Here is a 12,588-nt window from a genome sequence, read left to right as displayed (position 1 = left end):
TTTTTGTTCTCGTTCTGTTGGACCAGATTTCAGAGTCTAACGCGATTTCGCAAATTAACCCATTCATCATAGGTGATGGGAATTTTGGTAGCTTGTAAATGATAATGATACTTTTTATCATGATTGTGTGTTGTTCAGATAACGAGAACATTTCATTTTATCCAAGGAGCAGGTGTGCAACAGGAAGTCAGTAGCGAATATATCGCAAGGACAAAAGCGGTGGCTGGTTGTTTCTCTATGTTTTTGTTGATGTTCGGCCTCACATTTTCCCCATTATTTTTCCCTGCCAGTCACGACTTGCTCGCCAAAGGATTACTTTTCCCGCTGCTGTTTACACTGGAATTCGTCGTCCTGGTGCCGTTGTATTACGTTTTCTTCAGAAAAAGAGACGGTCTCGGGAAAGGAACATTCAACGCCCGGTGGTTTGCCATATTGTTTGTTGCGCTGCTGATTGTGCAGCTAGTCCTGCCCTGGGTATTGGGGATCAGAAAGACCGAAGAATGGGTGACAAGCCAGGTCTCACTGAACAGCTACGCGCTTTGGTTATCCAGTCTAACGCTGATATTGCTTGCACCCGTGTATGAAGAAATCATCTTCAGGGGCTGCCTGTTCAATGCCTTCCAGTACTGGTTCAATAATAAAACAGGATTGTCGTCAGTGGTGGTGTCGGCTATTTTCGCCGTGATGCATACACAGTATGTGGATCTGAGAACGTTATTGTTGTTGTTTATTGTGTCCCAGGTTTTGATCCTGGCGAGGCTGAAAAGTAACGGTTTACTGATGCCGATTATGCTACATATTTTGATGAACGGTACGGTAATTGCTCTGCAGATTAGCGCCCAGACGTTTATGTTATCGTGAGATGTTTATAATGCCCGGTCTTCGGGCATCATTGATTATGCGTGCAGACGTTGGTGCAAACGGGCACCAACCAATAGCGCCAGCACCAACATCAGTGCGATAAACCCGCCCACGCCATTCCAGCCATAGCTATGCCAGAAAACACCCCCTAGTGTACCGGCAATGCTTGAGCCCAGGTAATAGCTGAACAGGTACAGTGAAGAGGCCTGGCCTTTAGCGCGTTTGGCTCGCGGTCCGATCCAACTACTGGCAACGGAATGCGCCGCAAAAAAGCCGGCTGAAAAGAGCAACATACCGGCAAAAATCAGCCATAACGAGGTAAACAGAGTCATTATTAGCCCGAACAACATCACGCCTGTCGAGAACAACATTACCGGGCCGCGCCCATAACGGGTGGTCATGGAACCGGCTTTTGGTGAGCTCCAGGTGCCGGTAAGATAAGCCACAGACAACAAACCGACGACAGCCTGGCTCAGCGCCCAGGGGGACAGCATCAGACGGTAGCCGATGTAGTTAAACAGTGTGACAAACGACCCCATCAGCAAGAACCCTTCTGCGAACAACAGCGGAAGTCCTCTGTCACGCCAGTGCAAACGGAAGTTGATAAATAACGTTTTAGGCCGTAACGATGTTGGTCTGAAGTGCCGTGATTCCGGTAAGATCTTCCAGAACATTAGCGCGGAGGCGAGGGCAAAGCAGCCAATAGCCGCCAGAGCGATTCGCCAGTTAAAAAAGTCAGTAAACACGCCGCTAATCAAACGACCACTCATACCACCAATCGAGTTTCCGCTGATGTATAAACCCATTGAGAATGCAACAAAGCTCGGGTGAATTTCTTCACTCAAATAGGTCATTCCCACGGCCGCTACGCCGCTCAGTGACAGTCCGATCAGCGCACGCATGATTAAAATACCGTGCCAACTGGTCATCATTGTAGAAAGCAGCGTACAGCAGGAGGCCAACAGCAGCGCGGTTACCATTACCGGTTTACGCCCTATGGCGTCGGAAAGTGGGCCGGTAAACAGTAAGCCGATTGCCAGCATGGCCGTTGAGATGGAAAGCGAAATACTGCTGCTGGCAGGCGATACGCCAAACTCATGCGACAGCACGGGCAGTATGGGCTGTACGCAATAAAGAAGGGCAAATGTCGCCAGACCGGCAGAAAAAAGCGCCAGCGTGACGCGCATAAAAGGGGATGTACCGCGTTTAATAAAACCATCCGGCACAGTGACTATCTGTTCGTCAACATCGCTCGCCGGAGCGGTATCGACAGTAGTTGTACGACTCACTTAAAATCCTTGCTCAATCATTTGCATCTATACCCTGCGTATTTCAAGCCGCGCAATGCGACGTGAAATCCATGGGGTCTACAGGACCAGCCTTAAGAGTATGAAAATCACAATATTCTGTCTAATATATTAATAATCTCAAATAATATTTTATAAATATGAATATTGAACTGCGTCACCTACGTTACTTTGTGGCAGTTGCGGAAGAGCTGCATTTTGGTCGTGCAGCGGCACGACTGAATATTTCGCAACCTCCGTTGAGTCAGCAGATCCAGATCCTCGAACAGCAGGTGGGTGCACGGCTACTGGCGCGGACTAACCGCAGCGTGGCGCTTACCGCTGCCGGAAAACAGTTTCTGGCGGACAGCCGGCAAATCCTGGGGCTGGTAAATGAGGCTGCCGCCCGTGCTGAACGATTACATCTGGGAGAGTCAGGGGAACTGCGCATCGGTTTTACGTCATCAGCCCCGTTTATTAAGGCAGTGTCCGATACGCTGTCTTTTTTTCGCCAATGCTATCCTGCGGTGCATCTGCAAACCCGTGAAATGAATACGCGCGAGCAAATTGCCCCGCTCAACGAGGGAACACTGGATTTTGGGCTCCTGCGCAATACGCAACTACCGGACACGCTGGCGCGGGAGGTCATTTTGCATGAGCCGCTGATGGCGATGATCCCACGCGCACATCCTCTGGCGCAAAAGCCGATGGTGACGCTGGCGGAGCTGGCAAACGAGCCGTTTGTCTTTTTTGATCCGCATGTTGGAACGGGGTTGTATGACGATATTCTCGGCCTGATGCGCCGTTATGATCTGAAACCAACCATCGCCCAGGAGGTCGGTGAGGCGATGACCATCATTGGACTGGTGGCAGCAGGGTTGGGGGTTTCCATTTTGCCAGCCTCTTTTAAGCGGGTGCAATTGTATGAAATGTGTTGGATCCCTATTGCCGAAGACGATGCGGTCTCCGAAATGTGGTTGGTGTGGCCGAAGCATCATGAACAAAGCCACGCAGCGCAACGTTTTCGCCAGCAGCTTTTAGCCGCGGTGCAGCGCGGTTAATTTAGTTTAAAAACGGTCGAAAATGTGCAGTAAATCACAAGGCTAAGCAAAAAGTTGACGGAAGCCATTGAAGTGCTTCACCATAGTCTACAGATTATTTCGGAGCGCGAAAATAAAGGGAGTAAGTGGTGGTTGCTGATAGTCAGCCTGGGCATATCGATCAAATTAAGCAGACCAATGCGGGCGCGGTTTATCGTCTGATTGATCAGCTGGGACCGGTATCGCGTATTGATCTCTCTCGCCTGGCACAATTGGCACCTGCCAGTATTACCAAAATTGTCCGAGAAATGCTGGAAGCGCATTTGGTGCAGGAGCTGGAAATAAAAGAAGCCGGTAACCGCGGACGTCCGGCGGTTGGGCTGGTTGTCGAAACAGAAGCCTGGCATTACCTTTCTATTCGTATTAGTCGTGGCGAGATTTTCCTGGCGCTGCGCGATCTGAGCAGCAAACTTGTGGTAGAGGATTGTCTTGAAATGGCGCTGATCAGCGAGACATCGTTACTGGAACGGGTTGTTGCGCAAGTCGATCAGTTTTTTATTCGTCACCAGCAAAAACTCGAACGCCTGACTTCCATCGCAATTACATTACCCGGCATTATTGATACCGAGAACGGTATCGTACATCGTATGCCGTTCTATGATGACGTCAAAGAGATGCCGCTCGGCGAAACGCTGGAGCGGCATACCGGCGTGCCGGTATACATTCAGCACGATATCAGCGCCTGGACCATGGCCGAAGCGCTGTTTGGTGCATCACGCGGGGCGCGTGATGTTATTCAGGTGGTCATCGATCACAACGTGGGTGCAGGGGTGATCACTGATGGTCATTTACTGCATGCAGGCAGCAGCAGCCTGGTCGAAATAGGTCATACGCAGGTGGACCCTTACGGCAAACGTTGCTACTGCGGTAATCATGGGTGTCTGGAAACGATCGCCAGCGTCGACAGCGTGCTGGAACTGGCGCAGGTGCGACTGAAGCAGTCAATGAGCTCCTCTCTGCACGGACAACCGTTGACAGTAGACGCACTGTGTCAGGCGGCCATGCAGGGCGATTTATTGGCGAAAGATATTATTAACGGCGTTGGAACTCATGTCGGTCGTATCCTGGCCATCATGGTGAATTTGTTCAACCCGCAAAAGATATTGATAGGATCTCCACTCAGTAAAGCCGCTGACATTTTGTTCCCGACGATTGCTGACAGCATTCGTCAACAGGCGCTTCCGGCCTACAGCCAGCACATTGTTGTCGAAAGTACGCAATTTTCTAATCAGGGGACGATGGCGGGGGCAGCCCTCGTGAAAGACGCGATGTATAACGGTTCTTTGTTGATTCGTCTATTACAGGGTTAACATTTTTTAACTGTTGTACGAAAAATTGCGCTATCTCAAGCTGGTTCTGGCCGTCATACCTTAGACTTTCTCCACTGTTTTATTTTCCTGACTTATATTTTCAGAGCATACGGTGGAGTTAGTGATGCTGAAGCGTTTCTTTATTACAGGTACAGACACTTCTGTTGGGAAGACCGTGGTTTCCCGCGCATTACTACAAGCGTTAGCGTCAGGGGGTAAACGTGTGGCGGGTTACAAACCCGTCGCCAAAGGCAGCAAAGAGACACCGGAAGGTATGCGCAATAAAGATGCACTGGTGCTGCAAAGCGTGTCATCCATCGAACTGCCGTACGAGGCGATTAACCCTATCGCGCTGAGCGAAGACGAAAGTAGCGTGGCACATAGCGGTCCTGTTAACTACACCCTGTTATCCAATGGACTTGCCAGCCTGAGTGAGAAGGTTGATCACGTTGTTGTTGAAGGCACCGGTGGCTGGCGTAGTTTGATGAACGATCTGCGTCCGTTATCGGAGTGGGTGGTACAGGAGCAACTCCCGGTTCTGATGGTGGTGGGTATTCAGGAAGGCTGTATTAACCATGCCATTCTTACCGCACAGGCGATTGCCAGTGACGGGCTGCCGTTGATTGGCTGGGTAGCGAACCGTATTAACCCAGGATTGGCGCATTATGCCGAAATCATCGACGTGCTAAGCAAAAAATTACCGGCACCGTTGATGGGGGAATTGCCTTATTTGCCACGTGCAGAGCAGCGCGAGCTTTCTCAGTATATTCGTCTGTCAATGCTCGGCAGCGTGTTGTCTGTAGATAGAGTCATGGCGTAACGTTCGCGACAGCACTGACGCCACGACGCAAGCAAGCAACAGGCCGGGGAGCAGTCGATACTCCCCGGTCATTTCACAGACCATCAATGTCGACATAATGGGAGCATGGGTCGTCGCCGCCAGCAGTGTGGCCATTCCTGTTAAACCCAACAGTACCGCTATTTCATCCGTCCCCGGAAGCCAGAATCCCCATACCCGACCCAGTAACATACCGATCGATAAACCGACGAACAGCGTTGGTGTAAACACGCCGCCGGGTGCTCCTGAACCGCTACTGGCGAGTACGGCCAACAATTTGCAAATGAAAATCCCACTGACGACGGCGAGCAAAGGAGGAGAGAGTAAATACGATTGTACCACGCTGTAGCCGTTGCCCCACACCGCAGGCGTAAGTAGCGACAACAGGCCAACGATCAGCCCGCCCAGGGCTAACTGGCCTGGTGGTGCGAGTTTTAAGCGTAAAAAGCCGTTGTGGCTGGTGGTCATAAGCCACATAAAGAGAGGTCCGCAGAGACCCGCTAACAGGCCAGTACTGATAATCATCACATATTCCAGCACATGCAGTTCCCGTGTCAGATGAACGGTATACAGCAGCGCGTTGCTGTCGCTAAGCGCATTGGTGGTTAACAATGCGACGACGGCGGAGACAACCACCGGCCCTAATGAGGCGAGGATCAACGTGCCAAACAGCACTTCGGCAATAAATAAGCTACCCGCCAACGGAGCGTGATACGCACCAGCCATACCCGCAGCCGCCCCGCAGGCAATCCATAATTTCCATTCCGAACGCGGTGTGAAGCGTTGTGCGAAGCATGAGGCCGCCAATGCGGCCAATAAAATCATTGCTCCTTCACGACCAATGGCGCTACCGCTCGCCACCACCACCAAAGAGGCCAGCGATTTCACCAGACTTGCGCTGACGTCGAACTGTCCGTCAGTCTGCAGGGCTTCCATATAATCTGTGGGGGCCTGTGGGCGTAAGCGATTAAATTTTTGCCAGCCCCAGAGCAAAAGTCCAGCCGCCAGACCACCGAGCGCGGGTGTCAGCATGCGTCTGAACGGCGGCAGATTTGTCGCGGCGTTGACCAGACTTCCCGTATCGTTACTCAGGAACAGCCATTCAAGCAATTGCATCGCATGACGAAATCCTGCAACGGCCAGGGCTGAAAGGATACCAATCAGTGCGGCGATCAGTAGACGCCGAAACAGAGTACGCAGATCAGGATAAGCATGTAAACGATGCATGGGTTGCCAGACAGGAAAATTCAGACGGCCTATTTTGCGGGTAATTAGCCGCAGAAGCAAAAGCTCAGCGTGCGAAACTCAGTGGGAAATGGGCAGGAAATATCCTGCCCGTGGGTGACATTAACGGAACAATGGTTTATCTGCCACTGGAACTAATAACTGCGACTGCCATTGCGCCAGCGTCAGGCGTGACAGTTTACCCAACGCCTGGTAGAATGGATGGTTTGCCTTCTCGATAAAAACGTCGAGGAAGCGAGCCGACCATGGCAGCAGATGCCAGGCCAGCAATTGTTCACATTCGGTGTGGCGGCCATTTTCGGCAAGCCAGGCGGTTAGCAGTAACAGCGAGCCAAAGTGATCTTCTGGCTCATTCTGTTGCAGCGCAAACTGAATGCCGTTGTCGCGCATCCATTGACGTAACGCCAGCGTGGAATCACCAAACAACACGTTTTCGCGATCCAGCCAGACCGAACCCCAGGGAGGGGATGGCAAAGCGTAGGGGCCGATAAACAAACGTTGCCAGGCTTGTGGGAGCGTTTCATCGCTATCTGTCTGCATCTGTGCAGCCAGTGGCGACAACGTAGCATCCGGCAGCGGCCACTGTGCTTGCCAGCCATCAGCTTTTAACGCACTGACCATCGCAGATGCTTCAGCGCTATCTGGCGCATAGTAGAACAATGCGCCCAGAACGCGCGCAGCGGTTGAAAAGTTGTCACATTGTGAAAAATGGGTCATGCAAACAATCCTGAACAGTGCGGGTTGCCCCGCACCCGAGAGTTAACCTGCAACAGCCATTCCGACTGTCATATGCAAACCATAAAATAAACCACGACCAATGATTTCACCGGCCAGGACTAAAATTAAACCTAACGCCAGCCCAGCGGCATGCGGGTCTTTACGGCGGATAAGCGGGCATATCCAGCACCCAAGACCTGCGGCCAATAAGACGATGCGCCACACCTGTAAGCGGCCGTAGTCAGGTACCAGCGCATTGGCGAATTGCACCGAACTGTGGATTGTGCCGAGGGAAAGTCCCTGCAGGACAATCACACCCGCACTAACCAGCAACGCCAGCACACTTATCCCCGCGAACACGTTGGCATTAAAAGGAACACCAGCCGCACGCAGTAGCAGACCGGCAAAGAGTGGCCCGCTCAGAAGCATGGTCATGAAAAAGGCCACCGTAGTGTAACCATTATACCAGGTCGGGACGGTATCTATCTGGTAAACGTTAGTCATCGCCCAGACAAACACCACACCCAGCAGCATGCTTACCAGCAGCCATATTTTACCTAATACAGCAGGCATTTTACCGAGAACAGCGACCAGCCACCATAAACCACCGACGGCAAAAAATAGCGAACCGCTGGCAATTTCATTACTTAGCGCTGACTCACCGACTCTGTTCAGCGAATTAAATGCGCGTAACGGAGACCCCAAATGCATAACCGAGGCCAGGAATGCGATGCCCATTACCAGCCAAAGAAAAAACATACTGCGAACAATGCGCTGCCTTACAACATCGTCTTTGGCGGCAAACCAACCCAGCCCACTGACGATTAGCGCGCCTGCCACGCATTGGCCCAGAACCGTGAACAGTACCAACGGCCATTCATGCCATCCATTTCCCATTTTAGACCTCCTTCGGATTAGCCAGATAACCCGTGGTATCCCCGGTCGGGCGGCTATTGGCATTTGGTTTGATGACGATGCTCGGTTTGGTAAAGTGCGCGCCAGGGAGCGGCGCAACCGCGGCCAGGGTGCCGTGTTTTTTACGGAGTTCCTCTATCGGGCCGAAGTCCAGCGCACGCAGCGGGCAGGATTCGACACAGATGGGTTTCTTACCCTCAGCAACACGTTCATGACAGCCATCGCACTTGGTCATGTGTCCTTTGGCGGCATTGTATTGCGGTGCGCCATACGGGCAGGCCATGTGGCAATAGCGACAGCCAATGCACACGTCTTCATCCACGACCACAAAACCATCTTCACGTTTGTGCATCGCGCCGCTTGGACACACCTTGGTACAGGCCGGGTCTTCACAGTGGTTACACGCAATGGAGAGGTAGTAGGCGAAAACGTTCTGGTGCCAGACACCGTTATCTTCCTGCCAGTTACCGCCTGCGTATTCGTAAATACGGCGGAAACTGACGTCCGGCGTTAAATTTTTGAAGTCTTTGCAGGCCAGTTCGCAAGTTTTACAACCGGTGCAACGGGCGGAGTCGATAAAAAATCCGTATTGAGTCGTCATGGATTACACCTTACGCCTTTTCAACCTGAACGAGATTACTGTGGGATGGATTCCCCTTCGCTAACGGAGAAGGACGATGTGACGTGAGAATGTTAATAGAGCCACCGTGATCGATCTGGTCACCAAACATATCAGCATTGAGCCATGCGCCCTGGCCGATGGCTGTCACGCCGGGCAAAATACGCGGTGTGACTTTTGCGGCGATCAGCATCTGACCATTGCTGTTAAACACCCGTACCGTATCGCCGTGATGAATGCCACGTGAACGAGCATCGACGGGGTTAATCCAGATTTCCTGCGGGCATGCCTGTTGTAGAACATCAATGTTGCCGTAGCTTGAGTGAGTTCGCGCCTTATAGTGGAATCCGGTGAGCTGTAGCGGATACGTTTTGCGTTTGGGGTCGTCCCAGCCGTCAAAGCCTGGCGCATAAGCCGGTAGCGGATGCACAATCTCGTCTTGTTTGAGTTCCCATGTCTCGGCAATGGTGGCCAGTCTTTCAGAGTAAATCTCAATTTTTCCTGATGGCGTTTTCAATGGGTTTGCCGCGGGATCTTCGCGGAATGAGCGGAAGGCGACATAGTGTTCCTCCGGGCATTTTTTCTTGAAAATACCGGTCGTTTTCATCTCTTCGTAATCCGGCATTTCCGGGTTACGTTCTTTGGTTTTGGCATGCAGATATTTCACCCACTCGTGTTGGGTGCGGCCTTCCGTGAATTTTTGATAGACGTCCGGGCCCAGGCGTTTAGCGACTTCACTTAACATCCAGTAGATGGGTTTTCGTTCAAATTTAGGTGAGGTAGCGGGCTGTCCGAGGATCACATAGCCCATATTCCCGGCGGACTCATGTGAAATGAGGTCTTCCTGTTCAGTAGGCATCAGATCCGGCAGCAGGATGTCGCAGTACTTCGCCGATGCGGTCATAAAGTGCTCAATGCCGACAATCATTTCGCACTTACTGTCATCCTGTAAAACGTCATGAGTATGAGCAATATTGCCATGCTGGTTGATGAGCGTATTACTGGCATAGCACCAGATAAACTTGATAGGCACATCCAGTTTATCTTTGCCGCGTACACCGTCGCGGGTGGCTGTCATTTCTGCGCCATGATCGATAGCATCCGTCCAGGTGAACACCGATATCTGTGTTTTGACCGGGTTCTCTAACATGGAGAACCATTCAACGCCCAGATCCCAGGTCCCTTCACGCATACCGGAGTTACCGCCGTTAATTCCCACGTTTCCTGTCAAAACAGAGAGCATGGTGATTGCTCGGGCTGTCTGTTCACCGTTGGAATGGCGTTGCGGTCCCCAGCCCTGACAGATGTAAGCAGGTTTTGCCGAACCGATTTCACGCGCTAACTGGATGATTTTGTCTGCAGGGATGCTGGTAATCTGAGATGCCCATTGCGGTGTTTTGGCAATTGCGTCCGGGCCGTCACCTAATATATAGGCCTTGTAGTGCGCATTACGCGGTGCGCTGGCGGGGAGAGTGGTTTCATCGTAGCCGACGCAGTATTTATCAAGGAAAGGTTTATCAATCAGATCTTCTGTGATCAGCACCCAGGCGATTGCGGCGGCCAGTGCAGCATCCGTCCCTGGGCGAATAGGCAGCCATTCATCTTCACGACCTGCGGCGGTGTCGTTGTAGCGTGGATCGATAACGATCATTCTGGCATTTGACCGCTCACGTGCCTGCTCGACATACCAGGTTACGCCACCGCCGCTCATACGCGTTTCGGCTGGATTATTACCAAACATCACAACCAGCTTTGTGTTGGCGATATCGTCGGGGCTGTTACCGTCGTTAGCACCAAACATGTATCCCATGGCGGCGCTGATTTGTGCGGTGCTGTAACTCCCGTAACGGCTTAGATAGCCACCACAGGAATTCATCAAACGGTAGGGGACGTTGGAGTTCGTGATATTACCGCCATCCACACCGGTACCGTAAAGAACGTGAACGGCTTCATTACCGTAATCATGCAAGATACGCTTCAGATTGCCGGCAACGGTATCCAGCGCTTCATCCCAACTGATACGCTCGAATTTACCTTCACCACGTTTACCAACGCGTTTCATCGGGTATTTGAGGCGGTCAGGGTGGTTCATACGACGGCGAATCGAACGACCACGCAAGCAGGCGCGAACCTGGTGGTTACCGTAGGTATCATCACCGGTCGTGTCAGATTCAACCCAGTAGACTGCATCATCTTTCACATGCAGACGTAAAAGGCAACGGCTGCCGCAGTTAACCGTACAGGAACTCCAGACAGCCTTATCTTCAACAGGTTGCACTGATTGCTGTACTGCAGCAGCAGCGGCACGAATACCAAAGGGTAGTGACAGGCCACCGGCAGCAAGTGCCAGTGAACCTATAGCCGAGGATTTCACTAACGTCCTGCGGCTAATACCTCCATATTGCTCATCTTCAGACATAACCCACTCCATTGTAATTGTCGTTATATATATTGTTTTATAACGAAATAACTAGCTTGCTAACAATGAAGTTGAGTCTACCTATTTAGAGGTAAATCTTATTAATGCATATCAAACAGGAGTGACCCTCCGCGAACGGAGGGTAAAATTTATTGCGGCTCAGCCACGTGACCGTCCTGAGAAGGGCTACTGTTTGCGGGCGCGTTACCGCTGTTGGTTCGGGTATAGAGGATCTTGTGCGTATCATTAGCACAATGACCGACCACCAGTGAATCAGGCTGATCGGCCTGATCATTAGGAACAATATTCAACGTGAAACTGGATTCCGCGACACCATTATTAATAATGCGCTGTTCGATATCACTCTTCACGCGCTCACATGACGCGGGCGCCGCCAGGATCTGCGGGGAAGCGACCAGTAATAAGCTCGCGGCAATTCCTGTTATGTATTTCATCATCAACTCCTTTCGTGATCGACATAAACTAAGATTAGCATTTCTGGTGTAAATAACTGTATTTGCTAATATGATTGAGAATTATCTTCTTATCCCGGTGAAAAATGTGAAGAAACAGACCCTGTTAGGTTTCCTGTGTATCGTGTTGGTTGGGTGTGATAACGCCAAAGGGCTGGTGTCCTTTACGCCGGAAATGGCCAGCTTCTCCAATGAATTTGATTTTGATCCGCTACGCGGCCCAGTGAAAGATTTTAGTCAGACACTGCTCAACGACAAAGGCGAAGTGACTAAGCGCGTCACAGGTACGCTCTCACAGGAAGGCTGTTTTGATACGCTGGAATTGCATGATGTCGAAAATAATACGGGTATGGCATTAGTGCTGGATGCGAACTTCTATCGGGACGCCGAAACGCTGGAAAAACGGATCCGTTTACAAGGGAAATGCCAACTGGCGGAACTGCCTTCGGCGGGGGTAGTGTGGGATACCGACGATAACGGTTTTGTTGTGTCCGCCACGGGAAAAGAGATGAAGGTGCAGTACCGGTATGACGCGGAAGGCTACCCGCTCGGTAAAACCACCATCAGTAAGGACAATACGCTGCAGGTTGAGGCTAAACCGTCAGTCGATCCATTGAAAAAACTGGATTACACGGCAGTAAGCATACTGAACGATCACCCTTTAGGTAACGTCAAACAAACCTGTAAGTATGATTCGTATGCTAATCCGGTCAACTGCCAGCTGGTTATCGTTGACGAAAGCGTAAAGCCGGCAGTTGAGCATCATTACTCGATTGAAAACACCATTGATTACTACTAACCGCTT

The 12,588-nt window shown here is 51.3% G+C and carries 12 protein-coding genes; 5 read left to right on the top strand and 7 right to left on the bottom strand.

From position 1 onward, the window contains the following. The first annotated feature begins 174 nt into the window (after positions 1 to 174). Positions 175 to 861: a type II CAAX endopeptidase family protein gene (locus IB196_RS11625; protein WP_149691591.1), complete on the top strand. Its 687-nt coding sequence runs from the start codon at positions 175 to 177 to the stop codon at positions 859 to 861. Between the two features lie 35 nt (positions 862 to 896). On the opposite strand, the gene IB196_RS11620 is transcribed toward IB196_RS11625, so the two are convergent. Next, a complete protein-coding gene (locus tag IB196_RS11620; protein ID WP_005121165.1) occupies positions 897 to 2,150 on the bottom strand; it encodes an MFS transporter in 1,254 nt (417 codons plus the stop codon). A 158-nt stretch (positions 2,151 to 2,308) separates the two neighbouring features. Here IB196_RS11620 and IB196_RS11615 point away from each other — a divergent pair, with 158 nt between their 5' ends. The 3 genes from IB196_RS11615 (at position 2,309) to bioD (ending at position 5,377) form a co-directional block, all read left to right on the top strand. Continuing rightward, positions 2,309 to 3,208 carry a LysR family transcriptional regulator gene (locus tag IB196_RS11615; RefSeq protein ID WP_155021033.1) on the top strand — a complete coding sequence of 300 codons (900 nt, stop codon included), beginning with the start codon at positions 2,309 to 2,311 and terminating at the stop codon, positions 3,206 to 3,208. A gap of 128 nt (positions 3,209 to 3,336) precedes the next feature. Beyond that, positions 3,337 to 4,557 carry a sugar metabolism global transcriptional regulator Mlc gene (mlc, locus tag IB196_RS11610; RefSeq protein ID WP_005121162.1) on the top strand — a complete coding sequence of 407 codons (1,221 nt, stop codon included), beginning with the start codon at positions 3,337 to 3,339 and terminating at the stop codon, positions 4,555 to 4,557. Between the two features lie 124 nt (positions 4,558 to 4,681). After that, complete coding sequence (bioD, locus tag IB196_RS11605) at positions 4,682 to 5,377, top strand: dethiobiotin synthase (protein ID WP_005121161.1); 696 nt, start codon at positions 4,682 to 4,684, stop codon at positions 5,375 to 5,377. Here bioD and clcB read toward each other — a convergent pair. The 6 genes from clcB to IB196_RS11575 form a co-directional block, all read right to left on the bottom strand. Further along, the gene (clcB, locus tag IB196_RS11600) at positions 5,333 to 6,622 is read right to left on the bottom strand and encodes a voltage-gated ClC-type chloride channel ClcB (protein ID WP_188232218.1); all 1,290 of its coding nucleotides are present in this window, start codon (positions 6,620 to 6,622) and stop codon (positions 5,333 to 5,335) included. The two genes, bioD and clcB, sit on opposite strands and share 45 nt — an antisense overlap. A gap of 120 nt (positions 6,623 to 6,742) precedes the next feature. Continuing rightward, the gene (gene dmsD, locus IB196_RS11595; RefSeq protein WP_188232219.1) at positions 6,743 to 7,357 is read right to left on the bottom strand and encodes a Tat proofreading chaperone DmsD; all 615 of its coding nucleotides are present in this window, start codon (positions 7,355 to 7,357) and stop codon (positions 6,743 to 6,745) included. 42 nt (positions 7,358 to 7,399) lie between these two features. After that, complete coding sequence (locus tag IB196_RS11590) at positions 7,400 to 8,254, bottom strand: dimethyl sulfoxide reductase anchor subunit family protein (RefSeq protein ID WP_040233876.1); 855 nt, start codon at positions 8,252 to 8,254, stop codon at positions 7,400 to 7,402. A gap of 1 nt (position 8,255) precedes the next feature. Then, entirely contained in the window at positions 8,256 to 8,873 is a 618-nt protein-coding gene (locus IB196_RS11585; protein ID WP_155021037.1) for a DMSO/selenate family reductase complex B subunit, read from the bottom strand. Positions 8,874 to 8,883: 10 nt separating this feature from the next. Further along, the gene (ynfF, locus tag IB196_RS11580) at positions 8,884 to 11,310 is read right to left on the bottom strand and encodes a selenate/tellurate reductase subunit YnfF (RefSeq protein ID WP_005121154.1); all 2,427 of its coding nucleotides are present in this window, start codon (positions 11,308 to 11,310) and stop codon (positions 8,884 to 8,886) included. A 149-nt stretch (positions 11,311 to 11,459) separates the two neighbouring features. Further along, on the bottom strand, positions 11,460 to 11,768 hold the full coding sequence (locus IB196_RS11575) for a DUF1161 domain-containing protein (RefSeq protein WP_137378523.1): 309 nt from the start codon (positions 11,766 to 11,768) through the stop codon (positions 11,460 to 11,462). A 103-nt stretch (positions 11,769 to 11,871) separates the two neighbouring features. Here IB196_RS11575 and IB196_RS11570 point away from each other — a divergent pair, with 103 nt between their 5' ends. Continuing rightward, positions 11,872 to 12,582 (top strand): YnfC family lipoprotein, encoded by a 711-nt coding sequence (locus IB196_RS11570; RefSeq protein ID WP_005121152.1) that lies wholly within the window; start codon positions 11,872 to 11,874, stop codon positions 12,580 to 12,582. The last annotated feature ends 6 nt before the right edge of the window (positions 12,583 to 12,588 follow it).

Source organism: Citrobacter sp. C6_1 (assembly GCF_014596835.2).
Lineage (GTDB): Bacteria > Pseudomonadota > Gammaproteobacteria > Enterobacterales > Enterobacteriaceae > Citrobacter > Citrobacter pasteurii.
Note: the sequence above shows the minus strand (reverse complement) of the source record. Positions and strands in the feature narration are given on the sequence as shown.

Excerpts from the sequence above, each read along its gene's own strand:
- IB196_RS11615 (WP_155021033.1), top strand. The coding sequence starts at position 2,309 with ATGAATATTGAACTGCGTCACCTACGTTACTTTGTGGCAGTTGCGGAA.
- bioD (WP_005121161.1), top strand. The coding sequence starts at position 4,682 with ATGCTGAAGCGTTTCTTTATTACAGGTACAGACACTTCTGTTGGGAAG.
- clcB (WP_188232218.1), bottom strand. The coding sequence starts at position 6,622 with ATGCATCGTTTACATGCTTATCCTGATCTGCGTACTCTGTTTCGGCGT.
- dmsD (WP_188232219.1), bottom strand. The coding sequence starts at position 7,357 with ATGACCCATTTTTCACAATGTGACAACTTTTCAACCGCTGCGCGCGTT.
- IB196_RS11590 (WP_040233876.1), bottom strand. The coding sequence starts at position 8,254 with ATGGGAAATGGATGGCATGAATGGCCGTTGGTACTGTTCACGGTTCTG.
- IB196_RS11585 (WP_155021037.1), bottom strand. The coding sequence starts at position 8,873 with ATGACGACTCAATACGGATTTTTTATCGACTCCGCCCGTTGCACCGGT.
- ynfF (WP_005121154.1), bottom strand. The coding sequence starts at position 11,310 with ATGTCTGAAGATGAGCAATATGGAGGTATTAGCCGCAGGACGTTAGTG.
- IB196_RS11575 (WP_137378523.1), bottom strand. The coding sequence starts at position 11,768 with ATGATGAAATACATAACAGGAATTGCCGCGAGCTTATTACTGGTCGCT.